Origin of the sequence: Actinomadura rugatobispora (assembly GCF_042656285.1) — a bacterium.
Classification (GTDB): domain Bacteria; phylum Actinomycetota; class Actinomycetes; order Streptosporangiales; family Streptosporangiaceae; genus Spirillospora; species Spirillospora rugatobispora.
In genome coordinates, this window is record NZ_JBHSON010000084.1 from 26062 (window position 1) to 52647 (window position 26586).

General features: G+C 73.1%; 24 protein-coding genes, 1 tRNA gene and 1 riboswitch. Of the genes, 16 read left to right on the forward strand and 9 right to left on the reverse strand.

The window, feature by feature from the left end:
* Positions 1 to 25: 25 nt before the first annotated feature.
* Positions 26 to 1366 (reverse strand): YncE family protein, encoded by a 1341-nt coding sequence (locus ACFPZN_RS42250; RefSeq protein ID WP_378288231.1) that lies wholly within the window; start codon positions 1364 to 1366, stop codon positions 26 to 28.
* A 371-nt stretch (positions 1367 to 1737) separates the two neighbouring features.
* Here ACFPZN_RS42250 and ACFPZN_RS42255 point away from each other — a divergent pair, with 371 nt between their 5' ends.
* Positions 1738 to 2856 carry a DNA glycosylase AlkZ-like family protein gene (locus ACFPZN_RS42255; RefSeq protein ID WP_378288232.1) on the forward strand — a complete coding sequence of 373 codons (1119 nt, stop codon included), beginning with the start codon at positions 1738 to 1740 and terminating at the stop codon, positions 2854 to 2856.
* A gap of 12 nt (positions 2857 to 2868) precedes the next feature.
* Here ACFPZN_RS42255 and ACFPZN_RS42260 read toward each other — a convergent pair whose 3' ends face one another.
* From ACFPZN_RS42260 to ACFPZN_RS42270, 3 genes are all read right to left on the reverse strand, one after another.
* Complete coding sequence (locus ACFPZN_RS42260) at positions 2869 to 3897, reverse strand: CNNM domain-containing protein (RefSeq protein ID WP_378288233.1); 1029 nt, start codon at positions 3895 to 3897, stop codon at positions 2869 to 2871.
* Positions 3894 to 5279 carry a hemolysin family protein gene (locus ACFPZN_RS42265; RefSeq protein WP_378288234.1) on the reverse strand — a complete coding sequence of 462 codons (1386 nt, stop codon included), beginning with the start codon at positions 5277 to 5279 and terminating at the stop codon, positions 3894 to 3896. The genes ACFPZN_RS42260 and ACFPZN_RS42265 overlap by 4 nt, the downstream gene beginning before the upstream one ends.
* A 264-nt stretch (positions 5280 to 5543) precedes the next feature.
* Positions 5544 to 5620 (reverse strand) — tRNA-Thr (locus tag ACFPZN_RS42270).
* 404 nt (positions 5621 to 6024) lie between these two features.
* On the opposite strand from ACFPZN_RS42270, the gene ACFPZN_RS42275 reads away from it, so the two are divergent.
* A complete protein-coding gene (locus ACFPZN_RS42275; protein ID WP_378288235.1) occupies positions 6025 to 8109 on the forward strand; it encodes a S8 family serine peptidase in 2085 nt (694 codons plus the stop codon).
* A 121-nt stretch (positions 8110 to 8230) separates the two neighbouring features.
* Positions 8231 to 8554: an SHOCT domain-containing protein gene (locus ACFPZN_RS42280; protein ID WP_378288236.1), complete on the forward strand. Its 324-nt coding sequence runs from the start codon at positions 8231 to 8233 to the stop codon at positions 8552 to 8554.
* A gap of 10 nt (positions 8555 to 8564) precedes the next feature.
* Here the strand turns inward: ACFPZN_RS42280 and ACFPZN_RS42285 are convergent, their stop codons facing one another.
* Positions 8565 to 9164 (reverse strand): MarR family winged helix-turn-helix transcriptional regulator, encoded by a 600-nt coding sequence (locus tag ACFPZN_RS42285; RefSeq protein WP_378288237.1) that lies wholly within the window; start codon positions 9162 to 9164, stop codon positions 8565 to 8567.
* Between the two features lie 287 nt (positions 9165 to 9451).
* On the opposite strand from ACFPZN_RS42285, the gene ACFPZN_RS42290 reads away from it, so the two are divergent.
* The 3 genes from ACFPZN_RS42290 to ACFPZN_RS42300 all read left to right on the forward strand — a co-directional run bounded on the left by ACFPZN_RS42290 (position 9452) and on the right by ACFPZN_RS42300 (position 11775).
* Positions 9452 to 9769 carry a DUF3263 domain-containing protein gene (locus ACFPZN_RS42290; RefSeq protein ID WP_378288238.1) on the forward strand — a complete coding sequence of 106 codons (318 nt, stop codon included), beginning with the start codon at positions 9452 to 9454 and terminating at the stop codon, positions 9767 to 9769.
* Between the two features lie 19 nt (positions 9770 to 9788).
* The gene (gene otsB, locus ACFPZN_RS42295; RefSeq protein ID WP_378288239.1) at positions 9789 to 10613 is read left to right on the forward strand and encodes a trehalose-phosphatase; all 825 of its coding nucleotides are present in this window, start codon (positions 9789 to 9791) and stop codon (positions 10611 to 10613) included.
* Positions 10614 to 10857: 244 nt separating this feature from the next.
* Positions 10858 to 11775 carry a hypothetical protein gene (locus ACFPZN_RS42300; RefSeq protein ID WP_378288240.1) on the forward strand — a complete coding sequence of 306 codons (918 nt, stop codon included), beginning with the start codon at positions 10858 to 10860 and terminating at the stop codon, positions 11773 to 11775.
* A gap of 112 nt (positions 11776 to 11887) precedes the next feature.
* On the opposite strand, the gene ACFPZN_RS42305 is transcribed toward ACFPZN_RS42300, so the two are convergent.
* On the reverse strand, positions 11888 to 12457 hold the full coding sequence (locus ACFPZN_RS42305; protein WP_378288241.1) for a PadR family transcriptional regulator: 570 nt from the start codon (positions 12455 to 12457) through the stop codon (positions 11888 to 11890).
* Positions 12458 to 12701: 244 nt separating this feature from the next.
* Positions 12702 to 14837 carry a serine/threonine-protein kinase gene (locus ACFPZN_RS42310; protein ID WP_378288242.1) on the reverse strand — a complete coding sequence of 712 codons (2136 nt, stop codon included), beginning with the start codon at positions 14835 to 14837 and terminating at the stop codon, positions 12702 to 12704.
* 56 nt (positions 14838 to 14893) lie between these two features.
* Here ACFPZN_RS42310 and ACFPZN_RS42315 point away from each other — a divergent pair, with 56 nt between their 5' ends.
* Together ACFPZN_RS42315 and ACFPZN_RS42320 are read left to right on the forward strand one after the other, a co-directional pair.
* Positions 14894 to 15445 carry an RNA polymerase sigma factor gene (locus ACFPZN_RS42315; RefSeq protein ID WP_197015461.1) on the forward strand — a complete coding sequence of 184 codons (552 nt, stop codon included), beginning with the start codon at positions 14894 to 14896 and terminating at the stop codon, positions 15443 to 15445.
* A 139-nt stretch (positions 15446 to 15584) separates the two neighbouring features.
* Positions 15585 to 16745 (forward strand): sulfotransferase family protein, encoded by a 1161-nt coding sequence (locus ACFPZN_RS42320; protein ID WP_378288243.1) that lies wholly within the window; start codon positions 15585 to 15587, stop codon positions 16743 to 16745.
* A gap of 9 nt (positions 16746 to 16754) precedes the next feature.
* Here ACFPZN_RS42320 and ACFPZN_RS42325 read toward each other — a convergent pair whose 3' ends face one another.
* Entirely contained in the window at positions 16755 to 18224 is a 1470-nt protein-coding gene (locus tag ACFPZN_RS42325) for an alpha,alpha-trehalose-phosphate synthase (UDP-forming) (RefSeq protein ID WP_378288244.1), read from the reverse strand.
* Between the two features lie 143 nt (positions 18225 to 18367).
* Here ACFPZN_RS42325 and ACFPZN_RS42330 point away from each other — a divergent pair, with 143 nt between their 5' ends.
* The 5 genes from ACFPZN_RS42330 (at position 18368) to ACFPZN_RS42350 (ending at position 22628) form a co-directional block, all read left to right on the forward strand.
* Positions 18368 to 19363 (forward strand): cation diffusion facilitator family transporter, encoded by a 996-nt coding sequence (locus tag ACFPZN_RS42330; protein ID WP_378288245.1) that lies wholly within the window; start codon positions 18368 to 18370, stop codon positions 19361 to 19363.
* A 333-nt stretch (positions 19364 to 19696) separates the two neighbouring features.
* A riboswitch (SAM riboswitch) is annotated at positions 19697 to 19838 on the forward strand.
* A gap of 15 nt (positions 19839 to 19853) precedes the next feature.
* Positions 19854 to 21131, forward strand: coding sequence for a threonine synthase (gene thrC / locus ACFPZN_RS42335; RefSeq protein ID WP_378288246.1), 1278 nt, complete (start codon positions 19854 to 19856; stop codon positions 21129 to 21131).
* 59 nt (positions 21132 to 21190) lie between these two features.
* On the forward strand, positions 21191 to 21469 hold the full coding sequence (locus ACFPZN_RS42340) for a MoaD/ThiS family protein (RefSeq protein WP_378288247.1): 279 nt from the start codon (positions 21191 to 21193) through the stop codon (positions 21467 to 21469).
* A 204-nt stretch (positions 21470 to 21673) separates the two neighbouring features.
* Positions 21674 to 22243, forward strand: coding sequence for a hypothetical protein (locus tag ACFPZN_RS42345; RefSeq protein WP_378288248.1), 570 nt, complete (start codon positions 21674 to 21676; stop codon positions 22241 to 22243).
* A gap of 184 nt (positions 22244 to 22427) precedes the next feature.
* On the forward strand, positions 22428 to 22628 hold the full coding sequence (locus tag ACFPZN_RS42350) for a cold-shock protein (RefSeq protein ID WP_378288249.1): 201 nt from the start codon (positions 22428 to 22430) through the stop codon (positions 22626 to 22628).
* Between the two features lie 67 nt (positions 22629 to 22695).
* Here the strand turns inward: ACFPZN_RS42350 and ACFPZN_RS42355 are convergent, their stop codons facing one another.
* A complete protein-coding gene (locus ACFPZN_RS42355) occupies positions 22696 to 22962 on the reverse strand; it encodes a hypothetical protein (RefSeq protein ID WP_378288250.1) in 267 nt (88 codons plus the stop codon).
* A 206-nt stretch (positions 22963 to 23168) separates the two neighbouring features.
* Here ACFPZN_RS42355 and ACFPZN_RS42360 point away from each other — a divergent pair, with 206 nt between their 5' ends.
* The 3 genes from ACFPZN_RS42360 to ACFPZN_RS42370 form a co-directional block, all read left to right on the forward strand.
* A complete protein-coding gene (locus tag ACFPZN_RS42360; RefSeq protein ID WP_378288251.1) occupies positions 23169 to 25148 on the forward strand; it encodes a TolB family protein in 1980 nt (659 codons plus the stop codon).
* An 84-nt stretch (positions 25149 to 25232) separates the two neighbouring features.
* Positions 25233 to 25598, forward strand: a complete 366-nt coding sequence (locus ACFPZN_RS42365; RefSeq protein ID WP_378288252.1) for a hypothetical protein — start codon at positions 25233 to 25235, stop codon at positions 25596 to 25598.
* A gap of 802 nt (positions 25599 to 26400) precedes the next feature.
* Positions 26401 to 26586: TCP-1/cpn60 chaperonin family protein (locus ACFPZN_RS42370; protein WP_378288253.1), on the forward strand; the 186-nt coding region annotated here is incomplete at its 3' end.

The window sequence follows — 26586 nt, forward strand, 5'->3', positions numbered from 1 at the left end:
GCGGATGACCGCGCGTCCCGGCGGACTACCCGGCGGCAGGGCCGGTCCAGTCCGCCGGGACGTGCCCGACGCGCACGCGCTGCGGGTGGTCGCCCACCGGCACCGAGGTGATCTTCCGGCCGGTGCCGAAGTCGATGGCGGTGACCTGGTCGGCGCCGCTCTCGGAGATCACGCAGGCCCGGCCGTCGCCGCTGACGGTCGCCCAGTACGGCTTGGCCGCGGTCACCAGCGGGCCCTCCCGCAGCGTGGCCCGGTCGACGACGGTGGCGTAGTCGTCCATCGTCCCGGCGACGCACAGCTTGTCGCCGCGCGGGCTCATCGACAGGCCGTGGTGCCGGGAGTCGTTGACGAAGGTGGTGCGGTCGTCGCTGGTGTCCGGGTTCTCCGGGAGCGTCTTCCAGCGGGTGATCGCGTCGGTGGCGACGTCGTACTCGAAGAAGCCGTTGAAGAACGACACCTGGAAGTACAGCTTCGACTCGTCGGGGGTGAAGGCGACCGGGCGGACCGCGTCGGACATGTCGGAGCGGCCGAAGGCGTCCAGCCGCTGCCGCATGTCGATCACCTTGACCTGCTGGAACGTGGCGGCGTCCGCGACGGTGATGCGGCGGTCGCCCTTGGTCCAGTCCAGCCAGGGGGCGTCGAAGTCGGTGTTGACCTCGCCGATCGACATGTTCCAGATGTACCGGCCGTCGCGGGAGAAGACGTTCTCGTGGGGCTTGTCGCCGGTCTTGAACGATCCCGCCTGCCGGCCGGTGCGGATGTCGAGCACGTGGACGGTGTTGGACGTGGAGGCCGACACCGCGACGCGCGTCCCGTCCGGCGAGACGGCCATGTGGTCGGAGCGGTACCCGGAGACGGGGAAGCGCCAGTTCACCCGGCCGGTGGTCACGTCGACGGAGACCACGTCGGCGAAGCTGGGGCGGGACACCACGACGGCGGAGCCGTCGGGCGTGGAGTACATGTCGTCGACGTACTGGTCGTGGCCCTCGCCGACGGTCTGGCGGATGCCGAGGAAGAAGGCGAGCCGGATCGGGTCGGAGTAGATCTCGCGGAGGCGCTCGTCCTTGTCGGGGATGACGTTGATCCGGCCGATCCTGGCGAAGGTCCCGCTGGACCGGATGACGTCGGCGGTCCCGTCCCAGTTGTTGCCGACGAACATCACCTCGCGCAGCGCGGCGGCGGGGGCTCGGCCCGGGGCCTGGGCGGGGGCCTGGCCCCGGGCCTGGGCGGCGGCCTGGGAGGGGGCCTGGGAGGGGGCCGCCGCGCCGGCCGGGGCGGCGGTGGCGGCGGTCACCGCCGCCGCGGCCAGGACGGCTCCGCCCAGCACGGCGGATCGGGGGGCGCGCCGGAACGTCGAGAAGCGCATCTTCTACCTCCGGGGTGGGTGAACGCGGCGCCGCTCGCCTCCCGGGGGCGTGGGGAGGACGTGGGGGGAGGCGGCGCCCCGCCGAGACATGAAGATTCTTCAGACTTTGGGTTACTGGACAGTAGTCCACTGTGCGGGGCGCCACAAGGGCCCGGCCGGACCGCCACGACGATCACGCCGCCGGACCACCCCGCCCAGCCGTATCGTGAGGGCATGCCGACAACCGCGCGAGCGCGTCACCTGGCCGGTGAGGCGACGCCGAAGGCGAGCCTCAGCGGCCGGATCGCGAAGCGACGCCGCGCTCGCACAGGCCCGGTCAGGTGCGAGCCGCCAGGCGAGCGCCGTAGGCCGGGACTCTGCAACACAGCGGCATGAGCGCCGTGGATCGCGCGCAGGTGCTGGCCTACCGGTACACCGCGCACGACCTCGCACCCGGCGGAGGCCGCGGCGACACCGTCCTGGCCACCGGCCTCCAGGACTACCCGCCCGGCCGTACCGCGGTGCCCGCCCTGCGGCTGCGCACCGGCACGGCCGATCCCTCCGGTCCGTCCACGGTGCTCGTCCACTCCATCCGGGGCGCCATGCACCTGCACCGCGCCGCCGACCTGGCCCGGCTGGCCGCCGCGCTGCGCGTCGAGGACGGCCGCGACCTGCCGCCCCAGGCGATCGGCCCGTTCGGCGCCGAGCTCGCCGGCGCGGGCATCGCCTTCGGCGCCGCGCTGGACGAGGTCGCCGCCGCCATGCGCGAGGCCGTCGCCGGCGGCGGCTCGCCCACCAAGGGCGAGCTCAGCGGGACGGTCAGCCCCCGGGTCGCCGCGCCGCTCGCGCCCTGGTGCGAGGGCTGCGGCGTGCACCACGTCCAGGACAAGCTGTTCCGGATGGCCACCCTCCAGGCGGGCCTGGTCATCGAGGTGGACCACGACCTCCCGAGCCGGTTCCGCTTCCGCGCGGCCGAGCCGTTCGAGCCCGCGGACCCGGCGGACGCCCGCGCCGCACTGGTCCGGGCCTTCCTCGCGACGTCCGGCCCGTCCCGCCCGGCCCAGCTGGCATCCTGGCTGGCCTTCACCCCGGCCGCCGCCCGCCGCTGGTGGGAGCCGGTCGCCGCCGAGCTGACCCCCGTCACGGTGGACGGCGCCAAGTACTGGACGCACGCCGACCACCAGGAGGCCCTCAAATCGGCGCCGGCCCCGGACGGCGTCCGCCTCCTGCCGCCCTACGATCCCGTCACCGAACCGGCCGACCGCGAGCTGCTCGTCCCGGACCCGGCCCAGCGCAAGCAGGTGTGGCGGACCGCCGCCAACCCGGGCGTCCTGCTGGTCGACGGCGAGATCTCCGGCGTGTGGCGGCAGCGGCGGTCCCGCGGCCGGCTGTCGCTGCGCGTCGAGCCGTTCACCCGGCTGTCCGCGCGCCGGCGCCGCGCCGCCGAACCCGACGCCGCCGCCATCGCGGACCCCACCGGCACGGCCGGCGCCGACCTCGCCTGGGCGTGACGCGGGCCCGGCTCAGCGGGCGGCCGGGAGGGGCCGCGATCCCGCCCGGGAGAACAGGCGGTGGAGGATGTCGGTGATGGTGACCACGCCCAGCACCCGGCCGTCCTGGGTGATCAGCGCCAGCTGGTTGCTGGTCTCGCGCATCTGCGTCAGCGCGCTGTAGACGGGCGTGTCGGCCGGCAGCAGGAACGCCGGCCGGGCCATCCGGCCGATGCCGGCGTCGTCGGGCTCGGTCAGCGTGTCGCGCACGTGGACCACGCCCCAGTCGGTGCCGTCCGCCCGCACCAGGACGCGCAGGTGGCTGGAGGCGTGGCTGGCGGCCTGGACGTCGGCGACGGTGGCCGACGGCGCCACGGCGGTCAGCTCGGCGCCCGTGACGACCAGGTCGCCGATCCGCAGGTCCTGGAGCTCCAGCGCCTCCGACAGCCGCGCCGAATAGGCGGCGTCGAGGGCGCCGACGTTGGCGGAGTGCTCGACCAGATGGCGCAGCGCGTCCGGGTCCTGCCCGGCGGCGACCTGGTCGGCGGGCTCGACGCCGACCTTGCGCAGGCACCAGTTGGCGGCGCTGTTCAGCGCGCGCAGCAGCGGCCTGGTCAGCAGCATGAAGCCGCGCATCGGCAGCGCCAGCAGCGTGGCGGACCGCTCGGGGTGCGCGATCGCCCACGACTTGGGCGCCATCTCGCCGATCACCAGGTGCAGGAACGTGGCGATGATCAGCGCCAGCACGAACCCGGCCACGTCCGCCGCCCACAGGGCCAGCCCCCAGGACTCCAGCAGCGGGGTGAGCCAGTGGTGCATGGCCGGCTTGGTGATCGCGCCCAGCGCCAGCATGCAGGCGGTGATGCCGAGCTGGGCGCCCGCCAGCAGCACGGTCAGCTCGGACGCGCTGCGCAGCGCCGCGCGGGCGGCCCGGCTGGACGGCGCCGCGTCCTCCAGCCGGTGCCGCTTGGCGGCCATCAGCGCGAACTCGATCGCGACGAAGAACGCGCTCGCCGCGATGATCGCGACGGTCGCGGCGAGCACGACCCACGGGTTGCTCAACGTTCCTCACGCTCCCGCCCGGCGGCGTCCTCGGGGCTCCCGGCGACGATCTCCAGCCGGATCGAGGAGGGCACGTGGTTGTCGACCTCCAGCACCTGGACGCGGATGTGCCGCGGCGGCGGATCGTCGCTGCGCGCCAGGTCCGCGGGGTCGTCCGGGAGCCGGATGTCGAGCTCGGCGCCCACCTCGGGCAGCGCGCCGTGCGCGGCGATCACCAGCCCGGCGATGGTCTCGTAGTCGCCCTCGGGCAGCCGGTGGTCGATGGTCCGCTCCACCTCGTCGATGTGGAAGCCGCCCGGGATGATCCAGGCGTTCCCGGCGGCGGTGGCGGTGGGCTCCTCCTCGCCGGTGTCGTGCTCGTCGGTGATCTCGCCGACCAGCTCCTCGGCCAGGTCCTCCAGCGTCAGGACGCCGGCGAACCCGCCGAACTCGTCGATCACGCAGGCCAGCTGCTGCCGCTCCCCGGCCAGCCTGGTCAGCGCGTCGGGCAGCGTCATCAGGGTGGGCAGCACGGTGGCGGGCCGCATGATCGTCGACACCGGGCGGGTGCCGTCGCCCGCGGTCAGCACCTGGTCGAGGTGCACCACGCCGACGACGCGCTCGTCCTCGCCGAGCACGGGGTAGCGCGAGTGGCCGGTGCTCATCGCCCGCCTCACCTCGGCGATCGGCTCGTGCTCGTCGACGGTGTCGACGCGGGAGCGCGGGATCATCGCGTGCTCCACGTCCCGCCGCGGGAAGTCCAGGATCCGGTCCAGCAGCATCGACAGGTCGGGCGGCAGGTCGCCGCTGCGCCGGGAGTCGGCCACGATGTGCTCGAGGTCGCGGTCGGTGGCCGCGTGCTCGACGTCGTGCACCGGCTCGATCCGCAGCAGCCGCAGCAGCAGGTTGGACGACTGGTCGAAGACCCAGATCAGCCAGCCGAACACCTTCAGGTAGATCAGCGTGGACCGGGACAGCCGGCGCGCGACGGGCTCGGGACGGGCGATCGCCAGGTTCTTGGGGAACAGCTCGCCGAACAGCATCTGCACCAGCGTGGACAGCAGGAGCGCGAGGAGCGTCCCGACCGCGACGCCGGTGCCGGCCGGCACGCCCGCGACGCCGAGGACGTCGCCCAGCGCGCGGCCGATCATCGGTTCGGCGACGTATCCGACCAGCAGCCCGGTCACGGTGATGCCCAGCTGGGCGCCCGACAGCATGAACGAGGTGCGCCGGGTGACCGCCAGGGCGCGTCCGGCCGCGGCGTCGCCGCCGCCGGCGCGGGCGTTCAGCCGCGACCGGTCCACGGCCATGTAGGCGAATTCCTGGGCGACGAAGTAGCCGGTCGCGGCGGTGATCACGAGCACCACCGTCACGCCCAGCAGCAGGGACAGCGCGGTGGTCACCGGCGGGCCGCCCGCGGGTCGGGGGCAAGGGTCCGTGCGGGGGTCGGTAGATCGGTTTCCATGGCTCTCTTGGGGCGAACGGGCATCAACGGTGACAACGACACTTGTAATCGCTGTGTTCCCGCGAACCGCTGCGCGACCGCGAACCCACAGGTCACGCCGATACTAACCGCGCCGAGGCCGGATGCCCGCACGCCGCCTGCGGCATCGCCGCCCGGGGGCTGCCGGGCCGAGCCCGAGGACGGGCCGGGAGAAAGGTACTGGTGGAGCCCCCGGCCGGGTTCGAACCGGCGACCTGCCGCTTACAAGGCGGCTGCTCTGGCCAGCTGAGCTACAGGGGCCTGCCGGCGCGGGCGCCGACGGGCTCACAATACCGCTAGCCGCCGGCGCGGCGCGGCCCGTTAAACGCCGGGTGGACGCAGGGCGGCGGCCCGCGCGGCGGGCGCCCGTCGGCCGCGGGGTGAACGGCACGGCGGGTGAACTAGATCACAGAGGCGGCCCGGTCGGGGCAGGTGGCCGTGGGAGCGGAAGGCCCCCGCTGTCCTGGAGCGTGCCCGAATGCGCCGGGTGACCGGGCCCGGACACCGGCCCATGGCACAATGTTGGCTCCTGCCTCACGGGCTCGACGGGGCGGGACGAGGGGCCGCGCCCCAGGGGCCGGTGCGCTCGGTGATCCCGCGGGCGGGTGCCGGCCCGTCGCGGGAGGCTCCACCGACGTACTGCGGCCGGGAGGAGGTGCGCTGGCGTGTCGTATGCCGGTCGTCGTCGCCGATCCGCACGAGCCCGCCGCACCGTCCTGCCCGGCGTCGCGTTCGCCGCCACCACCACCGCCCTCACGCTCGTCGCCGCCTTCGCCGTCCCGGCGGCGATGCTCCCCGACGACACCGCCACCGCCGCGCGGCGGGCCGCCCCCGGCGATCCCGCCCAGCCGGCCGGGGCCGCGCCGGTCGACCAGATCCGCGCCCGCGAGTGGCACCTGAGCGCGATGCGCGTCCCGCGCGCCTGGCGGCTGTCCAAGGGCGCCGGAGTCACCGTGGCCGTGCTCGACACCGGCGTCGACCGCCGCCACCCCGACCTGGTCGGCCGCGTCACCACCGGCCCCGACCTCACCGGCGGCACGCGCCGTCCCGGCGGCAGGTTCTGGGGGCTGCACGGCACCTCGATGGCCAGCATCATCGCCGGGCACGGCAACGGCCCCGGCCAGCAGCGCGGCGTCATCGGCGTCGCCCCCCAGAGCCGGATCCTGTCGATCCGGGTGACCTGGGAGAACGACGACCCGCAGCGCCAGGAGGGCGGCCAGGTCGCCCGCAACCGGGACGCGGTGGCGCAGGGCATCCGGTACGCCGTCGACCACGGCGCCGACATCATCAACATGTCCCTCGGCGGCGGGCGGCTGTTCTACGACGGCAACTCCACCGAGGAGAGCGCGATCCGGTACGCGCTGAGCAGGGGCGTGGTGCTGATCGCCTCGGCCGGCAACGACGGCGCCGGCCCCAACCGCAACAACTTCCCCGCCGCCTACAAGGGCGTGATCGCCGTCGGCGCCCTCGACCGGCGGCTGCGGATGTGGAAGGACAGCAACCGGCGCCCGTACGTGGCCGTCTGCGCGCCCGGCGTCGAGATCGTCAGCGCCGACTCCAGCAGCGGGTACGTCATCGGGACGGGCACCAGCCCCTCCTCGGCCATCGTCGCCGGGGTCGCCGCGCTGGTCCGCGCCCGCCACCCCAGGCTCACCCCGGACGAGGTCCGGCAGGCGCTGGTGAAGGGCGTCGTCCCGAACCGGCCGACCGGCTCGCCCGCCTGCGCGGGGCCGCTGGACGCGGTCCGCGCCCTGGCCGCCGCCGGGCGGATCGAGCAGACCGCGCACGGCCCCGGCGCGAAGCCCGCCGCGACCTCCGCGTCCCCGGCGCCCGCCGTCGAGCCCGCCGAGGAGGACGGCGGGTGGCTGCTGGCCGCGGTGCTCGGGGGCGGTGGGGCGCTCGTCGCCGTCGGGGTGCTGCTGGCCTGGCGCCAGCGCCGCAGGCCCGAGAGCGACTACGACGGCTACGACGACGAGTACGACCGCGACGATCTCGACGACTACGGCCTGGGCGCCCGGCGCCCGTCCCCGCAGGCCGGGGCGGTGGCCGGGCACGGGATGCCACCGCACCGGCAGGCGGCGGCCCCCGTCAACGCGCCGCTCTGGCAGAGCAACGAGGTCTACTCGGGGATGCCGCCCGCCGCGTCCGACCGCGTGGCGGAGGCGCCGCCGTACCGGAACGGCGCGGTCCCGCCCTGGCCGACGCCGCCGCGGACGCCCACCCACGAGCCGCTCCAGGCACCACGGGCCGCGCAGCCGCCGGAGCCTCCGGTGTCGTCGTGGCCGCAGCCGCCCGTTCCCAGCGAGCTGCGCCCGTACCTGCCCGAGCACCCGGCCGGACGCGAGACGAACCGGCATGAGACGAACGGGCACGCCGTCAATGGCTCGCACAACCTCGCGAATCTGAACGGCTCCGGCGCCCCGCCGCCCGCCGCCGGGCCGACGCCCCCGTACGAGGAGCCCGTCCGGTACGAGGAGCCGCCGCCGTACGAGGAGGCGCCCGCGGGCGGTGCCGGGAACACCGACTACACGATCCTCGACGACGAGGAGTGGGAGAGATTCCGGCGCAGCGCGCTCGAAGGCTCCGGTCTCGACGACGAGGACGACCGCGTACCCCAGGAGGAGAAGGGCCCGGGAGACCCGTACCGGCCCCCGCCGCACGACCCTCCGCCGCCCGTACGCCCGGAGGACGAGCACGGCCACCGGCCCCGGTCCGGCGAGGACGGCGATCACCGGTCGCCCTGGTGGTGATCGCGGCGCGGGGCGCGGCGTCCCGCTACTACGGCGGGCGTAGCCGCGGAGTCTCCGGCCGGACGATGCCGCGGGCCTGACCCGTCGCCGAGCATCGACTCATCCGCGAAAGAGGAGGTCGATGACCATGATGACGACGCTGACGGCGCTGGCGGCGCAGGTCCACCCCGGCCCGGGTCCGGGGCCGTGGCACGAGGGCGGGGCGGCCGACGCCCCCGCCTGGTGGCCGGTGTTCCCGATCACCTTCGGGCTGTTCTGGGTGGCCGTGGCGATCGGGGTGTTCTACCTGGTGCGCCGCCGGATCACCGCGAACGCCGCGGCGGCGGCCGCCGCGTCCGACCCGATGACGCGGGCCCGTTCGGTGCTGGCCGAGCGCTTCGCCCGCGGCGAGATCGACGAGGAGGAGTACCAGGCCCGCCTGTCGGCCCTCCGCTACGGGACATGACCCGGGCGGCTCAGTCGGCGATGGCCTCTCTGAAGATCTTGTCGACGCTGTCGGGGTCCATCGGCGCCTGCGCCGCGGCGTCGGCGAACCGGGTCAGCAGGCGGGCGAAGCCGGCGCGCTCCTCGGGGCTCCAGTCGGCCATCAGCTCCGCGAGGTAGGCGCGGCGGAACCGGTCGGCGACCTGCTTGACCCGCACGCCCGCGTCGGTCAGGCCGAGGTTGGCGCGGCGCGCGTCGACGGGGGACGGGCGCCGCGACACCAGGCCCGCGTCGATGGCGTGCCCGACCAGCCGGCTGGCCGTGGACGGGTCGATCTCCAGGCGCTCGGCGACCGCGCCCACGGTGACCTCGTCGCCGGGGCCGGCCGCGGCGGCGTTCAGCGCGGCGACCGCGTGCACCACCATGAGGTTGGACTGCTGCAGCGGCCGGCCGCCCGGACCGGCGGAGGTCTGCGCCCGGATCCGTTTCATCAGATCGGGCTTGACCCAGACGCGCCTGAGATGGAACAGCGCGATGGAGATGTCGGTCACCGGGTCGGGCGCCTGCCCGGCGGGGTCGGAGAACTCCGCGGGCAAGGCGTCCGCCGAGCTGTTCTCCCTGGTCGTTCCCATGGTCTCCCGTTCACCGCGCGTTCGTCGCCCGTGTTGTACCCAGCATGACGCATGTAGCCTGCATGTGTTCAAACGGACCCCGCACTTCCCTGGTTCCCGTCCTTCCGGAAGCGTTACACCCCTTCTCGGGGACGGCCCTGCCCGTTCCGCGCGAACGCCGGACGATGCCGGCGGGGACGCGTAGCATGGCACCGCCGAACCCGGACGACCCGGGATTAGTGACCACAGAGGGGACCTCAATGAGGGAGGCGCCAGGCCCCGGAGAGAGTCCCCGGCAGGACGGAAGCATGAACGATGGCTCAGCCCTGGAACCGGTGACCGAAGGTCTGGAAGCCGACGAAGCCTTCCCGGCCGATCTGCTGTCCGAGCGCGACCGCCAGATCCTCGCCTTCGAGCGTCAGTGGTGGAAGTACGCCGGCGCCAAGGAGCAGGCGATCCGCGAGCTGTTCGACATGTCGGCGACGCGGTACTACCAGCTGCTCAACATCCTCATCGACCGGCCCGAGGCGCTCGAGCACGACCCGATGCTGGTCAAGCGCCTGCGCCGGATGCGCTCGCAGCGACAGCGGCAACGTGCCGCGCGCCGCCTCGGCATCCGGCCCTGACGTGACCAACACTGGTCATGTGAACCCTTCGCATCCCCTCACGGCCGCCGGTGCCGCCGGCCTCGACGCCCTCCGTGACGACCCGGCCCGGGCCGTGCTCGGTTTCGACTTCGACGGCACGCTCGCGCCGATCGTGGACGATCCGGCCGCGGCCCGCGCCCACCCCGAGGCGGCCCCCGCCCTGGCCGGCCTGGCGCCGCGCGTCGGCGCGCTGGTCATCATCACCGGCCGGCCCGCCGCCGTGGCGGTGGAGTACGGCGGGTTCGCGGGCATCGACGGGCTCGTGGTGCTCGGCCAGTACGGCCTGGAACGCTGGGAGTCGGGCGAGCTGACCGTGCCCGAGCCCCCGCCCGGCGTGGCCGAGGCCCGCGCCAAGGTGCCCGAGATCCTGAAGGCGTCCGGCGCGCCCGCCGAGGTCTTCGTCGAGGACAAGGGGCAGGCGCTGGCCGTGCACACCCGCCGGTGCGCCGAGCCCCAGGTCGCGCTCGAACGCCTCCGCGGCCTCCTGGACGCGCTGGCCGAGCGTGCCGGTCTGGTGGTGGAGCCCGGCCGGTTCGTCCTGGAGTTGCGGCCGCCCGGCATGGACAAGGGCAGGGCGCTGCGCGACTTCGTCGACGGGCTGCGGCCCGGGGGCGGCGGCCCGTCCGCGGTGCTGTTCGCCGGGGACGACCTGGGCGATCTGGCCGCGTACGACGCCGTCGACGCCTACCGTGCCGAGGGGGTGCCCGGGGTCAAGGTCTGCAGCGGCTCGGCCGAGGTGACCGCCCTGGCCGAACGCGCCGACCTCGTGGTCGACGGCCCCGCCGGGGTGGTCGGCCTCCTGGGGACGCTCCTCCCCGCCTGAGCACCGCCCGCTCTCTACCCCTGACGCCCGCCCGGTGGATTTGTCGGATCCGCACAAGAGTGAAATGTGCGATTGGCGTTTTTTGCGTTACTTCGGGGGGTCGTGCAGGTGAAGAGTGCTGACTGCGCAAGACTGTGCGCTGTCGGGGGGAGAGGAAGAGGAGCGTGAGGTGGACACGGAGCCGGGAACGCCGAGCCTGCCTGAAGATCCGCGCCGTCGGCCGCGAGGCCCTGACCAGCGGCGGGTGACACCGCCCGTCCCTCCCGCGCGGCGCGCCCGCCCGTCCAGCGCGCTCGGCGCCCGCGAGACCAGCGGCGTCCAGGTGCGCCTGGGCACGCGCGGAGGACGCGGCCAGAAGAACCGCGGCCGCGACCGTTCGCGTGACCATGCTCCCGCCGTCCCACCGCGGCAGCCGCCCCCGGGGTGGCCGGGCGACCCCGGGCCCGGGCCGGGGCCCCGCCCGCGGAGGCGGCGGCGCAAGACGTTCGCGGTCGCCGGACTGGTGTCGGGCATCGCCGCCGCCGCGCTGGTCGCCGGCGCGATCGTGCTGCTGCCCAGGTCGACGGGCGTGGAGGTCAGGCCGGAGCCGCAGTCGGTCGGCGGCACCTCCGGAACCGGCTCGGGCACCGCTCCGGGCACCGGTTCCAAGGGACGGCCGCCGCGCACGGGCACGCCGGTCGAGGTCGGCACCGCCGACGGGTCCCGGTACCGGATCGCGGCCGTCACGGCGGGCGCCGACGATGGCGGCGTGGCGCCCCAGCAGTCCTCGGCGCCGGTGCGCGCGTCCTCCCCGTACATCGACTACGTGCTGACCAACCCGTCGCGGCAGCGGGTGCTGCTGGACTTCCCCGGCGACGTCTTCCTCCGCCGCGCCCTGGTGGCGCCGCAGGCCCGCGGCCGCTGCATGTGGCAGGCCGGGGTGCCCGAGACCATGTGCACGCCGCCGATCAGGAGCGAGGTCGTCCGGACGCTCTCCGGCGGGCGGCTGGAGCCGGGCGACGGCGGCGACAGGTACATGCCGCCCGGAGCGTCCTATCTCGTACGGGCGACGGTGGACGTGCCGGTCGCCAAGGGGATCAGGCGGTCCGACCTGCGCCTCTACATCTGGAAGCAGCTCTACATGGCGGACCGGCTGGCCAAGGAGGCGCCCTTCCCGCGCTGACCGCCGCCCGCGCTCCGCGAACGAGCACGGAAGGGCCCGGGCCGCATGGCCCGGGCCCTTCGCGCGTCGAGTCCCCGGTGGACGCCGGGCCCGGCGGCCCGGCGCGAGGTGATCACTCGGCTTCGGGGTCGTCGGCGAGGATGCCGTACAGCCGGCGGCGGGCGTCGTTGACGACGTCCAGCGCGCGGGCCTTCTGGCTCTCGCTGCCGACGCTCATGACCTGGTGCAGGGCTCCCATCAGCTGCCCCACGGCCTCGCGTCCGCGCAGCGCGTTCTCGCCCGCGGCCTCGGTGACCTCCTCCCAGGGCGCGGCGGGCTGCGCGGCGACCTCCTCGCGGCCGCTCTCGCTCAGCGCGAACAGCCGCTTGCCGCCCTGCTCCTGGCTGGTGACCCGGCCCTCGTCCTCCAGCATCTGGAGCGTCGGGTAGACCGAGCCGGGGCTCGGACGCCAGACGCCGCCGGTGCGCTCGTCGAGTTCCTGGATCATCTCGTAGCCGTGCATGGGCCGCTCGGCCAGGAGGGCCAGCAGCGCGGCCCGGACGTTGCCGCGCCGGGTGCGCCGGCCGCGGCCGCCGCGTCCCCGGCCGCCGTGGTGGCCGAAGCCGGGCCCGCCGCCCCAGGGGCCGAACGGGTCGCCGCGGCGGGGCCGCTCCTCCGAGGTGATGAATCGTGCGTGTCTCATCGCAGTCTCCTCTGATCTGATCGGTTGCGATGCATTAACGATATATCGGTGAACGCTCGCGATGCAACTCCGAGACGGGGAGAGGGCGTGAGAGGGCGCACAGCGGACAGCATGCGGTGGCAGAGGGCGGTGTGCGGCGCAGTGTGCGCGCAGGGCACACCGCAGGCCGGACGATCAGCAGGGGAGCAGCGCTCGACCCCGCTGCCCGCGGCGAGACGCGATCAGGGAGCGGTGCGAGGCTCGATCAGGGAGCGGCGAGCTTGAGGTTGTCCAGGATGTCCTTGGTGGCGTTCCGGTTGTCGGTCTCCTTGACCCGGACCCACGCCCCGAACTTGCCGCTCTTGTCGCGCAGCCCGACCTCCACGACCGTCGGGGTACCGGCCTGGCAGCCGGTGTACCGGGTGATCGTGCCGGTCAGCGCCTTGTCGGGGGAGGTGTAGTTCTCCGGGGTCCCCTTGGTGCAGGTGCCGTGGCGGGTCGCGCTCGGCGGCGGCAGCTTGCCGGCGGTCAGGTCGGTGGTGAGGCCGATGAAGACGCCGGGGGTCTTGCCGTCGCCCACGAACCCCTGGACGCTCGGGGTGGCGCGGAGCACCGGCCGGGGCTGCTGGTCGGCCAGCCCGACGGTCGACGGGGGCCAGGTGGACTCCTGCCCGCGCGGCCAGACCTTCGGCACCGCCGCCCTGATCTTGCCGCTGGCGTCGGCGAGCTGGACGAAGTCCTTCGGCACGGCCGGCTTCTCCGGCCCCGTCGGCTTGTCCTCCCCGTTCAGCACCGTGCCGAGCGCCAGCCCGCCGACCAGGGCGATCGCCAGCACCACCGCGCCGATGATCAGCGGCGCCCTGTTCTTCTTGCCGCCCGGCCCCGCGGTGCCGCCGGGACGCCCGGGCAGGCCGATCTTCTTGAGCCGTCCCTTCAGGCCGCCCTCGGACGGCGTGCCGCCCTGCGGCGGAGGAGGCTGGAACCCCGTGGGAAGCGGCCCCTGCACAGGCCCAGGACCGGGGCCAGGACCGGGGCCAGGACCCTGCCCCTGGGGAGGGCCGCCCGTGGGGCCCTGAACGGGGAAGACCGCGGTCTTCCCGTCCTCCGGCGGCTGCGGTCCCTGCGGCCCCTGGGGGCCTTGGGGTCCATGCGGGGGCTGCGGCATGGGGAGCGAGACCGTACGGCCGTCGTCCACGTCTCCCTGCGAAGGGGGAGGGGGCTGGCGGTACTGGCTGCTCGGGTGGTCGACGACCGTCTGGTCCTGGTCGTCGACGAACGTCCTCGGGTTCTGGCTCTGGCTCGGCGGGGGCGACATCTCCGAGGTACGGAGCGAATCCTCCGACCTCGGGGCGTCCTCGCGCGTGGGCGGCTCCGGGGCGGGATACCCGGGAGGCTGGGACGGGGGAGGCTGCTGGTAACCCTGCCCCTGCTGCGGCGGAGGCGGAGGGCCGGGACGACCATGGCCGGTCGGCGGCGGGGGCGGCCCCTGGCTCGGCCCCTGCGAGTAGGAAGGCGGGTAGAACTGGTCCTGAATCGTCTGCGGCGCCTCTGGCTCCACGGGCGGGGGCGGGGGCGTGGGCCGGATCGGCTGCGAGGCGGAGGGCGTCACGGTCGGCCGCAGCGTCGACAGGGCCTCCGCGAACGCCTCGGCGGTAGGCCAGCGCTTCTCACGCTCGACTTCGAGCGCCCGCAGGACGACCTGGTCGAACGCGGGCGGCAGATCCTCCCGCAGCGAACTCGGCGCGACCCGTACCGGCGGCGGCCCCGGCGGACGGCCGGTGAGCATGTGGTAGGTGAGCGCCCCCAGGCCGTACACGTCGGCCCGCACGTCCAGACCGCCCCCGAACCGCGCCTGCTCGGGCGACATGTACCCGGGGGTGCCGACCGGGAGGGTGAACGCGCCCGAGGCGTGCGCGAGCGCCTTGGCCAGCCCGAGATCGGCGATCAGGAGCCGCTCCCCGCCGTCCGGAGCCGACTGGAACAGCACGTTGGACGGCTTGAGGTCACGGTGGATCACCCCGAGGGTGTTGATCACCTCGACCCCGTAGGCGATCTCCTCGGCGAGCGCAAGGGCCTGGGCGACCGGAAGTGGCCGTTCTCGCATCCGGTCGGCCAGTGTCCCGCGGTCGGCGTACGACATGACGAAGTAGGGCCGTCCGTCCGGCAGTTCGCCGATGTCGTGCACCCGCACGAGCCGCGCCGAGTCCGCGCGGCGGAGGATCCGCGCCTCCTCCAGGAAGCGATTGCGCACGTCGAGGTCGTCGATCAGGCTTCCGGACAGCACCTTGATCGCGACGTGGGAGTCGAGGGCGTCGTCGTGGCCCAGCCACACCGAGGCGAACGCCCCCGAGCCGAGGACGCGATCGATTCGGTAACGGCCGACCGTAGGAGGGAAGGACACTCCCGTATCATGCCCAACAAACGGGGAGTGTGTGCGAACGAGCATGGGGCGCGGCGATGGCATTCGATGAGAGGACCGAGGAGCTGGCCGTCAAGGCCGCCCAGGGAGACCAGGCGGCCCTCAACGAGCTGCTCGGCAAGATCCAGCCGGACGTGCTGCGGCACAGCTCGCGCTTCCTGCCCTGCCGGCAGGACGCCGAGGAGGCCTGCCAGGACGCGCTGCTGCAGGTGGCGCGCAACATCCACCGCTTCGAGGGGCGGTCCAGGTTCTCCACCTGGCTGCACGTCGTGGTGGCGAACTCGGCCCGTTCCACGTACCGCTCGCTGAAGCGGCGGTCGGTGGAGCAGGCGGGCGAGCTGCCCCAGCAGCGCCCCGACCCGCGCCGTACCAGCGTCATCGCGGGTTCCCGCGTCGACATCCTGGACGCCATGGAGGACCTGGAGGCCCGCAAGCCGGACCTGATCCAGGCGCTGGTGCTGCGCGACGTCTCCCAGCTGGAGTACGCGGAGATCGCCGAGCAGCTCAAGCTGCCGCTCGGCACGGTCAAGTCGCGGATCCACGAGGCGCGCAAGCAGGTGCGGCAGACCTTGGGCGAGTCCTACACCTGAGGGGCGGCTGAGGGAGCGGTACGGGCCGGGGCCGGGGCGTCAAGCAACGGCAAGTCCCGGGCAACCGTCTGCCAGGCGGCGGACGGGGTGCCGGGGCGTCCGCCAGCATGCGTTCATGCTCTCCTCAACCACGGCAGGCATGAGCAGCCTGGGCCTGGACGATCCGTTCCCGGGCGGCCTCGGCCTGGACGGCCCGTCCGACCGGCCGGTGTTCGTCATCGGATGTCCCCGATCCGGAACCACGCTGCTCCAGCTGATGCTGCACTCCCATCCGCGGATCGCGATCCCGGCGGAGAACCGGTTCCTGCTCGCGGCCTACACCGCGCGGTGCGAGTTCGGTGACCTGGAGGACAGGGACAACAGGCTTGCGCTGGCGGAGTGGATCACCGGGCGGGAGGCGGGCCGGTTCGGCGATCTCGGCCTGGACGCGGCGGCGGTGACCGAGGAGATCGTCGAGGGGCCGCCCACGCTCGGCTCCGCGCTGGGCATCGTGTTCCGCGCGTACGCCCGCCGGTTCGGCAGGCAGCGCTGGGGCGACAAGCGGCCCGGCCACGTCCGGTACGCGGGCACGCTGCTGCGGCTGTTCCCGGACGCCCAGTTCGTGCATCTCATCCGGGACGGCCGGGACTGCGTGGCCTCGCTCAAGGAGATGCCCTGGTTCCGGAAGGACGTCTACCACGCCGTGGCGATGTGGCGGGAGGCGATCGACGCGGGCCGCGGGCTGGCCGCGTGGCTCGGCCCCGACGCCTACTACGAGCTGCAGTACGAGCGGCTCGTCGCCGACCCCGTGGAGGAGCTGGCCAGCCTGTGCGAGTTCCTCGGCGAGGACTTCCACCCGGCGATGATCGAGCCGCAGGACCCGGCGCCGTGGGTCGTCCCGAGCCAGAAGGTGTGGCACGACCTGACCCTGTCGCCGGTCGGCACGGCCCGGGTCGGCGCCTGGGCCGGACGGCTGGAGCCGTGGGAGGCGGGCCTGGCGGAGGCCGCGTTCGGCGAGCGGCTCGCCGAGTACGGCTACGAGCCCGGCGACGAGGCGTGCCGCCCGTCCGCCAGGCAGTTCGCCACGTTCACGAAGATCAGCGCGCATCGGAGGCTGGCGCACCGCAAGGCCGACCTGCAGGAGCGCAGGCGGCGCCGCCGCGAACCCAACCCGGTCCGCTGCCTGCTTCCCGCGGCCACCGGCCCGCAGGTGCCTCCGGCGGCCGCCGCGCCGCTCGTGCCCGCGCCCCGCGCTCCAGAAGCACCGGCCGTCCCCGCCCCACGCATACCCGCCCCACGTGTCCCCGACCGCTTCGCGTAGCGCGAGGGGTCAGTCGAGGGCGGCGAGCTGGTCGGCGAACCAGCGCTGCGGCGGAAGCGCGGTCGCCGCGTCCGCCAGGCGCCGGGAGCGCGCGGCGCGCTCCTCGCCCGGCATGAGGAGGGCCCGGTGCAGTGCCTCGGCGGTCTGCGACACGTCGTACGGGTTGACCATGAGCGCGTCGCCGGCGAGTTCGGCCGCCGCGCCCGCCTCCCGTGACAGCACCAGCGCGCAGCCGCGCTCCGACACGACCGGGCCCTCCTTGGCGACCAGGTTCATGCCGTCGCGGATCGGGTTGACCAGCAGCACGTCCGCCAGGCCGTAGGCCGCCAGCGAGCGCGGATAGTCGTCGTTCACCTGGAGGATCAGCGGCTCCCAGGATGGGGTGCCGAACTCCTCGGAGATCCGCGCGGCCGTCCGCCGCACCGCCGCCGTGTACTCCCGGTACGCGGGAAGGTCGTACCGGGAGGGGTAGGCGAACGCCAGGTGCACGACCCGGCCCCGCCATTCGGGGTGGTCGACCAGCAGCTCCCGGTACGCGGCCAGGCCCCGGACGATGTTCTTCGACAGCTCGGTCCGGTCGATCCGCACGATCAGCTTCCGGTCGCCGACCTGCTCGCGCAGTGCCAGCGAACGGGCTGCGACGTCCGGCTCGGCGGCCCGCCGCCGCAGCGACTCACCGTCCACGCCCAGGCCGTGCACGCCGATCGTGGTGGTGCGGCCGCCGCGGGTCACCGTACGGGCGGCGCGGTCGATCTTGACGCCCGGCAGCCGCGCCGCGCAGCAGTCCAGGAACGCCTCCGCCCACCGGTCGCACAGGAACGCCGCGTGGTCGGCGCCCAGGATGCCGTCCAGCACCCGCTCGCCGATGCCGTCGGGCAGCAGGCCGTAGTACTCGGGCGGGGCCCACGGGGTGTGCGAGAAGTGCACGATCCTCAGGTCGGGCCGCCGGTCGCGCAGCATCCGCGGGGCCAGCGACAGGTGGTAGTCCTGGATCGCGGCCTTGGCGCCGGGCGCGGCGTCGCGGGCGAGGGCGTCGGCGAAGGCCGCGTTGTACGCCTCGTACGACTGCCAGTCGCGCCGTGCCTTCGCGTCGAAGTGCGGCGCGCTGGGGGTGTCGTACAGCAGGTGGTGGACGAACCACAGCGTCGCGTTGGCCACGCCGTTGTACGCGCGGTCGAAGGTCGCGGCGGGGATGTCGAGCATCCGCACGGCGGCGCGGCCCACGTCGTGCCCGGCCAGGTCGAGCCGTCCGTCCGGGGCGCGGCGCGAGGCGGTGCGGTCGCCCACGCCGAGGGCCGCGCACACCCACAGCACCTCGGGGGCCTTCTCGCCGTCCGTGGTCGTCGCGGTGCCCGCCTCCGTCACGCCGGCCAGCCCCGACACGAGCCCGCCGCCCCCGCGCCGCATGGTCAGCGCACCGTCGTCCGACAGCGAGAACGACACCGGACCCCGGTTCGACGCCACCAGCACTTGGCTCATACCGGCAGGGTCTCAGTTGCGAACCGCGCCCATCAAAGTGGCCCGGAGGAAACCACCATGTCGCCCGCCGGGTACTTCGGCGGGCGGCCACGGGAGGCCGCGGGCCGCCGGTTAACCGACGCGCCGTCGGGTACCGGTCGCGGATGAGCAGGTCCGAGACCACCAAAACCGTGCTCGTCGCGGGGACGGCCAACCTCATCCTGGCCGTCACCAAGCTGCTCGCCGGAGTCGTGTCCGGGTCGAGCGCCATGCTGGCCGAGGGCGCGCACTCGGTCGCCGACACCCTCAACCAGGGGTTCCTGCTGGCCTCGCTGCGGCGCAGCGCGCGCCCGCCCGACCGGCGCCACCCGTTCGGGTACGGCAACGAGCGCTACTTCTGGTCGCTGCTGGCCGCGTTCGGGATCTTCGTCGCGGGGGCCGGTTACTCGATCTTCGAGGGCGTCCTGACAATCACCGGCCACGAGGCCGGCGGCGGGGAGAGCGTCTGGCTGGCGTTCACCGTGCTGGGACTGGCGGCGCTGCTGGAGGGCACCTCCTGGCTGCGGGCGTACGTGCAGGCCCGCCGGGAGACCAGGGACAGCGGCCGGGACCTGGTGGAGCACGTGCGGCGGACCCCGGACGTGACGTTCAAGGCGGCGCTGTTCGAGGACACCGCCGCGATGATCGGCCTGACGTTCGCCGCCGCCGGGCTGGCGCTGCGCGAGATCACCGGCTCGGTGTTCTGGGACGGCCTCGCCTCCATCATGATCGGGCTGCTGCTGGTCGTGGTGGCGTTCGCGCTGGGCCGCGACAGCCGCAACCTGCTGATCGGGCAGTCGGTCGAGCCGGAGACCCAGCGCCGGATCCGCGCCGAGATCGCCTCGGCGCCCGGCGTGACCGGCGTGAACGAGCTGTTCACCATGCACTTCGGCCCGGACGAGGTGCTGGTGGCCGCCAAGGTGCACTTCTCCGACGAGATCAGCGCCGACGAGGCCGAGGACATCGCGGGCGAGATCGACCGGCGGCTCCAGGAGGACCTCCCGATCGTCCGGCACGTCTTCCTCGACCCGACGCAGAGCGAGGCCACGACCGCCGCCCGGGCCGAGGCGGCCCGCCGCCACCGGGCGCGCCTCCGCCGGGGCCGCCGCCCCGTCGGCTGACCCCCCGGACGGGCGATCAAGGTCAAAGAGAAGAATGATCAAGGTCGAGGCCGGGTAACGTCTCATCGGGTGAGACCCGCCTGTCTGGCAACCGGTCAGATCATGTAAAGTCACGCAGAGAACCCGATACCGCCCAGTCGGTGGTGGGGTTCTGGTGTATCCATAACCCATAACTTCATAACGCTCATCCAGAGGGGTGCAGGGAGCACAGTGGCCAAAGGGCCGGTCTTCCAGCTCAGCCCCACACAACTTCATAACGCTCAACCAGAGGGGTGCAGGGAGCACAGTGGCCAAAGGGCCGGTCTTCCAGCTCAGCCCCACACAACTTCATAACGCTCATCCAGAGGGGTGGAGGGACCGGCCCTGCGAAGCCCCGGCAACCACCTGGTTCGTACGCGCTCGCGATCCTGCGGGGCCGACCGGGAGATGGTGCCAACTCCGGCCTGTGACCAAGGTGGCACAGGGAAGATGGGGAGAAAGGCCTCGCTCCATGGCACTCACGCCTGCCAGCACGAACTCCGCCCGCTCCGGCGACCCCTCCGTGAACCTCGGCCCAGCGACCGCCCTGACGTGCCGCGAATGCGGGCACAGCAGGGAGCTCGGCCCGTTCTACGCCTGTGAGGAGTGTTTCGGCCCCCTGGAGATCTCCTACGACTTCGGGGGAGTCACCCGCGAGGGCATCGAGGCGGGGCCGCGCAACATCTGGCGCTACCGCGGGCTGCTGCCGGTGCCGTCCAACGTCGCCGAGACGCCCAACACCGAGCCCGGCCTGACCCGGCTGGTCCGGGCCGACCAGCTGGCCGAGTCGCTGGGGCTGTCGCGGCTCTGGGTGAAGGACGACAGCGGCAACCCGACGCACTCGTTCAAGGACCGCGTGGTCGCGGTGGCGCTGGCGGCGGCCCGCGAGCTGGGCTTCAAGGTGCTGGCCTGCCCGTCCACCGGCAACCTCGCCAACGCGGTCGCCGCGGCGGCGGCCCGGGCCGGGATCCGCAGCGCGGTGTTCGTGCCGTCCGACCTGGAACAGCAGAAGATCATCACCACCGCGGTGTACGCCGGCACGTTCATCACCGTGGACGGCAACTACGACGACGTCAACCGGCTGGCCTCGGAGATCGCCGGCGAGCAGGAGGACTGGGCGTTCGTCAACGTGAACGTGCGCCCCTACTACGCCGAGGGCTCCAAGACCCTGGGCTACGAGATCGCCGAGCAGCTCGGCTGGCGGCTCCCGGACCAGATCGTCGTCCCGGTGGCGTCCGGCTCCCAGCTCACCAAGATCGACAAGGCGTTCCAGGAGCTGATCAAGCTCGGGCTGGTCGAGGAGAAGCCGTACAAGGTCTTCGGCGCCCAGGCCGCCGGCTGCGACCCGGTGTCCGCGGCGTTCAAGGCCGGGCACGACGTCGTACGGCCGGTCAAGCCGTCCACGATCGCCAAGTCGCTGGCGATCGGCAACCCGGCCGACGGCCCCTACGTGCTGGACGTGGTCCGGCGCACCGGCGGCGCGGTCGAGGACGTCACCGACGCGCAGGTGGTCGAGGGCATCCGGCTGCTGGCCCGCACCGAGGGCATCTTCGGCGAGACCGCGGGCGGGGTCACCGTGGCCACGCTGCGCAAGCTGGTGGAGAGCGGCGCGCTGGACCCGTCCGCCGAGACCGTCATCATCAACTCCGGTGACGGGCTCAAGACGCTGGACGCCATCTCCGGCGAGGTGGGGCCGAGCGCCAACATCGCGCCGTCGCTGGAGGCGTTCCGCGCCTCGGGTCTCGCCTGACCCGCCGTACCGTCGTCGTAGGTCCTGTCCGATCCAGAGAGCATCTTGGAGAGCCAGCAATGAGCACCGTGTCCGTGCGGATCCCGACGATCCTCCGGAACCTGACCGGCGGCGAGGCCGAGGTCAAGGCCGAGGGCGCCACGCTGCGCGCGGTGGTGGCCGACCTGGAGGCCAACCACCCCGGCATCGCGGCCCGCGTCCTGGACGACAACGGCAAGATCCGGCGCTTCGTCAACGTGTACGTGGGCGACGAGGACGTGCGGTTCGCCGAGGGGCTGGACACCCCGACCCCCGAGGGCGCCCAGGTCTCGATCATCCCGGCCGTCGCCGGCGGCTGACCGGTGGGGGGGCCTCCCGAACGGGAAGCCCCTAATGCCGTACTTCTGAGGCCCCTTTTCACGGGTGTGCCCGGGTGGCGATCGTCGTCGCTCTCCGAGAACACCCGTGAAAGGGGGCTTTTGTCCTGCTAGGCCGGGTAAAGGGTTGGCATGGGAGTTGCGGAGGACATCGCGGAAGCGGTCGGGGCGCATCCCGGGGTGGCCGTGATCGAGCCCATCGGGTCCCGGGCGCGCGGCACCGCCACCGAAGCGTCCGACTGGGACTTCCGCGTCGTCGCCGAGGACTTCGGTGAAGTGGCGGCCGATCTCCCCGGAATCGTCGCGCCCCACGGTCCGCTCGCGGCCCAATGGGATCCGCTGGGCGACTGCGAGTCCTATCTGCTGATCTTTCCCGGCCCCGTCAAGGTCGATCTCCTCTTCGCGGACGTGGCGCGCAGCCGGAATCCGCCGTGGCGGGTCGGTCCCGACACCCTCGCGGCGATCGATTCCCATTTCTGGGACTGGTCACTGTGGCTGGTGAGCAAGCGTTACCACGGAATGACCGATCGCGTCCGTGGAGAACTCCTCACAATGAACCGGCACCTTCTCGAACCGATGGGAATCCGGCCGCTTCCGCTCACCCTGGAAGAGGCCGCCGACCGATTCGTACGCGCCAGGGACCGGCTGGAGACCCGCTACGGGATACGGATATCCCGGCGTCTGGAGGAGGAAGTCCGCCCTCTCGTACGCGCCTCGCACGGTGACCATTACCGGCCGTCCGGTCTTCGGTCATAAGGGCTGTCGTCCCTATCACGGCGCCTATATGGTCGACCCCGATCACGCCGCGTCGACCTCCGTCACGGTCCTTCGAGAACGGTGGGGACGCGGTCGAGGTTTCGCCGGGCCGCGCGGTAGAAGGGGCGTCGGTCCGAAGCATCAACCGTGGCCGGGGGCCACGGACGAGCGGCGGGTTTTGCTGATGGCGCAGGGCACAGTCAAGTGGTTCAACGCGGACAAGGGCTACGGCTTCATCGCGGTGGACGGCGGCCGGGACGTGTTCGTCCACTACTCGGCCATCGAGATGGACGGCTATCGCAGCCTCGAGCAGGGGCAGCGGGTGGAATTCGAGATCACGCAGAGCGACCGGGGTCCGCAGGCGGAGTCCGTGCGCACCATCTGACCGGCGATAGATCGAGCGCGCGGGACCCGGCTTCTTCCCCGAAGCCGGGCCCTCGCCGTGCCCGGGGTCAGCGCCGGACGACGACCGGAGCCTGCCGGTCGACCTCCCGGGCCAGCACCATGACCATGTTCTCGAAGGCCTGCTCGCCGTACTTGCGCTTGAGCACGCCGTAGACGTCCTTGCGCGCGCCCTCGCGGAGCATCTCCGACAGCACGGTGTGGTCGACCGCGCGTCCGGCGGCGAGCTCGTCGTAGGCGTGCCGCGAGAGCCGGAGCAGCTCCGGATGGGCGGCCGACTCCGCGAGGAGCATGCCCGCAGCGTCTCTGAGTTCCATGCGCGCAGTCTACGTCCGCGCGAGATCACCGGGATCGCGAAGCGGCGTACCCGCCGGGCGCTCCCCCCTGCCCGGACTGGGCGGGATGGCGTTCTCGTCCACCGAGAGCGGGGTTCTTGACAGGCGAATTCCGAATTGCGATTCTATTTTGGGCTCGCGCCGTGTGACCGCGGTCACTCACCACCCCCCCTTGAGAGGACGTGCTCATGCCGTACCTGACGATGACGAGCCGAAGAACCAGGTGGTCACGGGGCTGGGCGGCCGTGCTGCTGGCCGGCGCGCTGACCCTCGGCGGCGCGGCCTGGCAGCCCGTCGACGCGGCGCCCGCGGCGGCCACCGGCAACGGCAGGCCCGTCAGCCCGCCCGCTCCCAAGCCCGAACCGATCAAGGTCACCGAGCTGCCGCTGCCCCCGGTCACGCCGTCCACCGGCGAAGGCGCGTGCACCCCCGCGCTCAACCCGCACCGGACCGGATGCATCGGCCGCTCCGTCGACCTCCAGTCGGGGGACTTCCTGCCCGACGGCAGGCACGTCACCGCCACCGTGGACTTCGCGGGCGCACCCGCCGCGCCCGACCCGGCGAGCGTCTACACCGGCCGGCAGCTGATCATCGTCAAGACCGACGGGACGACCTTCCCGGGCGGCGACGCCTGGAAGTGCGTCACCTGCGGGGTGCCCGACGGCAACGCGGTCGGCCGCAGCGAAGCGATGGACTACCCCCAGACCTTCGACGACGGCAGGCGCCTGCTCGCCGGCACGAACATCATCGACTGCGGCCCGCACCGCCTCACCAGCCAGGCGTGCACCCCTGAGCGGACCCACATCTACCCCATCCGCTGGAACGTCACCCCCGACGGCTCCGGGCCGGGCGGGAGCATCCGCGAGCTCCGCCTGCACCCCGACAACGTCCACCTGGGCTTCAACGTCGCCACCGTCACCAACGGGAAGTTCAACCAGTACGGCTACCTGGCCCGCCTGAAGTTCAACCCCGCGCCCGAGACGGGCACGCCGCGGGCCCCGCGCTACGACCTGGTCAAGGTCACCAGGCTGTTCGACCCGGCCGACACCCAGCCCGTCAGCGTCGACCCCCGCCACCCCGACCGGCTGCGGATCAACCCCGAGGCCATCACGGTCGGCGAACTGCGCGGCTTCTCCGGCAGCGGCCGGGAGGTCACCTACGTCGGGTACCCGGGCGAGTCGTCCAACATCGACGTCTTCGCCGCCGACCTGAAGACCGGCAAGGTCCGCCGGCTCACCGCCCACCCCGAGTACGTCGACCCGGTCGACATCTCACCCGACGACCGGTGGACGGCCGTCATGGACACCCGCGGCACCGACCGCCAGATGTTCCTGGCCGGCATGCGCGGCATCCCGCCCGTCACCGACCTGATCACCACCAGCGCCACCTCGTCCACGCGCAACAACGGGCAGCGGCGGTTCTTCCAGCCCTACCTCATCGACCGGTACGGCGACCGCGGCTCCTACCAGGGCCAGCGGATCAACGCGGCGGGCGACGGCAGCCCCGGCAGCGTGAACGACCCGGAGTGGAACGGCAGGGCGGATCCGAAGTGGTCGCCCGACGGCACGAGCATCGTGTACTGGCAGGCGCTCACCGTCCCGCCCGCCTGCGGCGGCCACAACCCGCTCCCGTGCCGGCCGTCCACCGCGCCCGGCGGACGGACCGCCCGCATGATGATCGCCCGCCTCACCAGCCGCACGCCGCTGCGGCCGAAGCCCGTCGCCCCGATCTCGGACACCGTTCCGTGGGGCACGCCGTACGTCCCCGGCAGCCCGACCCCGGCCCGGCCGTACCCGCCGCAGGGCACCTACACCCTGAAGGGCAAGAAGTCCGGCTCGGCCAAGGTGACCATCACCGAGAACGCCGGCCGCACCATCATCAGCACGGTCGCCGTCAGCTACACGAACTACTCCGACGACGGCGCCCGCATCCTCAACGGCACGGAGAAGGTGGGGGTCCAGAACCCCACCCCGACCCTGAACAAGGTCGACTGGTACTCCGACCTCGTCCAGACGGGCCGGGACGGCCGGGTGCACGGCACCAAGAAGTCCAGCCCCGACGGGTTCCACCTGACCATCGACGTCCTCACCAACTTCTTCCAGGCCACGGGCACGCTGACGACCACCCTGGACGGCCGCGCCTACACCCAGCCCGCCAACGACACCTGATCCCGCGGGCGTGACCTCCGGTCTTCGCGTCGTCCCAGGGCGACGCGAAGACCGGAGGGACCAGCGGCCTGGGAAGCTTGGCCAATGGACGGCATCGCCCCTCCCTCCCGGACCGAGGTGGAAGCCCGATGGATCGCCTTGACGACCGGGTCGGCCACTCGGGAAGCGGTGCACGCCTGGACGCTCCAGTGGGTGGAGGGCGAGCACGCGACCGTCACGGACCCGATGGTCTGGAGCGCTTTGCTCCGGCTCCACGGCTTCGACATGACCGCAACACCTGAGGCGCCGAACATGATCGGCCATGGAGGCCGAGGGCGCTACGTCCATCCAGACGCCCACATCGCGCGAGAGTTGGCGTGCTGGCGGGTCGCCTGCCGCGAGTACGACGCCGATCCCACGGCCTGGCTCCAGCGCACGCGCGACCAGGCAAAGCGACATCGCCGCCCGTGAACCGGACCACCGCGTCCCCAGCGGCGGCGGGGCACCGCACCCTTCCAGCCCAGCCCCCCAGAATCGCCAGGTCATGGCCCTATTCTGCCGGGCGGTGGCGCGCCCCCGTGACCGCCGGTCAGCCGGGCGACGAGCCGGGGCGGCGCCGATGCGCGGCGCGCCGCGCGCCGCTGGAGACCGGCGCCCACGCCGCCCTCTTGACTCCGCGATGCCTCAAGGCACGCGACGAGGACACGAAGCGGCCGGTCCCGGCCTCACCGGAGCTGGTGGCAATCCTCCTCACGCACGTCGCAGGGTTCGGACGGCGGAAGACAGGCGGCTGTTCCGTGCCCAGCGGTGGGAACCGGCTCGCCCCTGTCAGCGACGAATCCGTGCGGCGGCGGGCTCGTGCTCACTGATGCCCAGCTCAAGACGCCCCTCGCGAAGCGACCGTATGACCTCCGGCATGCCCGCCTGACGCTGTGGCTGAACGGCGGCGTTCCGGCGGCCGACGTGGCGGCTCGGGCCGGGCACTCGGTGGCTATGCTGCCCTCCGGGGCACCGGACGGTTCCGCCCCAGGTCAGGGCAAGTCTGGCATGGTGGACGAGGTATCCCCTGGTGACGATGGTTGCCGCTTGCACTCGACAGGGTAGAGTGCTAAAAAACGGTTGGCACTCTACTGTGGAGAGTGACAATCCCACAGTCTGGATCGAGGCGACGAGGCCTCAGTCCGGCGGCGGAATGGCAGTCGTCGGGGAGGTCGTCCGTCGCGGGCGTCGGCTCGATCCATCAGGCCGTCTTGTTCCGGGAGGACTGGAGCCTATGGCTGCAAAGATGATCGCGTTCGATGAGGAGGCCCGTCGGGGTCTGGAGCGCGGGATGAATCAGCTCGCCGATGCCGTGAAGGTGACCCTTGGTCCCAAGGGTCGCAATGTGGTGTTGGAGAAGAAGTGGGGCGCTCCGACGATCACCAATGACGGTGTGTCGATCGCCAAGGAGATCGAGCTC

What these genes read in the sequence shown, in the direction of transcription:
- ACFPZN_RS42250 (WP_378288231.1), bottom strand. Translation starts at nt 1,366, where the DNA reads ATGCGCTTCTCGACGTTCCGGCGCGCCCCCCGATCCGCCGTGCTGGGC.
- ACFPZN_RS42255 (WP_378288232.1), top strand. Translation starts at nt 1,738, where the DNA reads ATGAGCGCCGTGGATCGCGCGCAGGTGCTGGCCTACCGGTACACCGCG.
- ACFPZN_RS42280 (WP_378288236.1), top strand. Translation starts at nt 8,231, where the DNA reads ATGACCATGATGACGACGCTGACGGCGCTGGCGGCGCAGGTCCACCCC.
- ACFPZN_RS42285 (WP_378288237.1), bottom strand. Translation starts at nt 9,164, where the DNA reads ATGGGAACGACCAGGGAGAACAGCTCGGCGGACGCCTTGCCCGCGGAG.
- ACFPZN_RS42290 (WP_378288238.1), top strand. Translation starts at nt 9,452, where the DNA reads ATGAACGATGGCTCAGCCCTGGAACCGGTGACCGAAGGTCTGGAAGCC.
- ACFPZN_RS42305 (WP_378288241.1), bottom strand. Translation starts at nt 12,457, where the DNA reads ATGAGACACGCACGATTCATCACCTCGGAGGAGCGGCCCCGCCGCGGC.
- ACFPZN_RS42315 (WP_197015461.1), top strand. Translation starts at nt 14,894, where the DNA reads ATGGCATTCGATGAGAGGACCGAGGAGCTGGCCGTCAAGGCCGCCCAG.
- ACFPZN_RS42320 (WP_378288243.1), top strand. Translation starts at nt 15,585, where the DNA reads ATGAGCAGCCTGGGCCTGGACGATCCGTTCCCGGGCGGCCTCGGCCTG.
- ACFPZN_RS42325 (WP_378288244.1), bottom strand. Translation starts at nt 18,224, where the DNA reads ATGAGCCAAGTGCTGGTGGCGTCGAACCGGGGTCCGGTGTCGTTCTCG.
- ACFPZN_RS42330 (WP_378288245.1), top strand. Translation starts at nt 18,368, where the DNA reads ATGAGCAGGTCCGAGACCACCAAAACCGTGCTCGTCGCGGGGACGGCC.
- thrC (WP_378288246.1), top strand. Translation starts at nt 19,854, where the DNA reads ATGGCACTCACGCCTGCCAGCACGAACTCCGCCCGCTCCGGCGACCCC.
- ACFPZN_RS42340 (WP_378288247.1), top strand. Translation starts at nt 21,191, where the DNA reads ATGAGCACCGTGTCCGTGCGGATCCCGACGATCCTCCGGAACCTGACC.
- ACFPZN_RS42350 (WP_378288249.1), top strand. Translation starts at nt 22,428, where the DNA reads ATGGCGCAGGGCACAGTCAAGTGGTTCAACGCGGACAAGGGCTACGGC.
- ACFPZN_RS42355 (WP_378288250.1), bottom strand. Translation starts at nt 22,962, where the DNA reads ATGGAACTCAGAGACGCTGCGGGCATGCTCCTCGCGGAGTCGGCCGCC.
- ACFPZN_RS42360 (WP_378288251.1), top strand. Translation starts at nt 23,169, where the DNA reads ATGCCGTACCTGACGATGACGAGCCGAAGAACCAGGTGGTCACGGGGC.
- ACFPZN_RS42365 (WP_378288252.1), top strand. Translation starts at nt 25,233, where the DNA reads ATGGACGGCATCGCCCCTCCCTCCCGGACCGAGGTGGAAGCCCGATGG.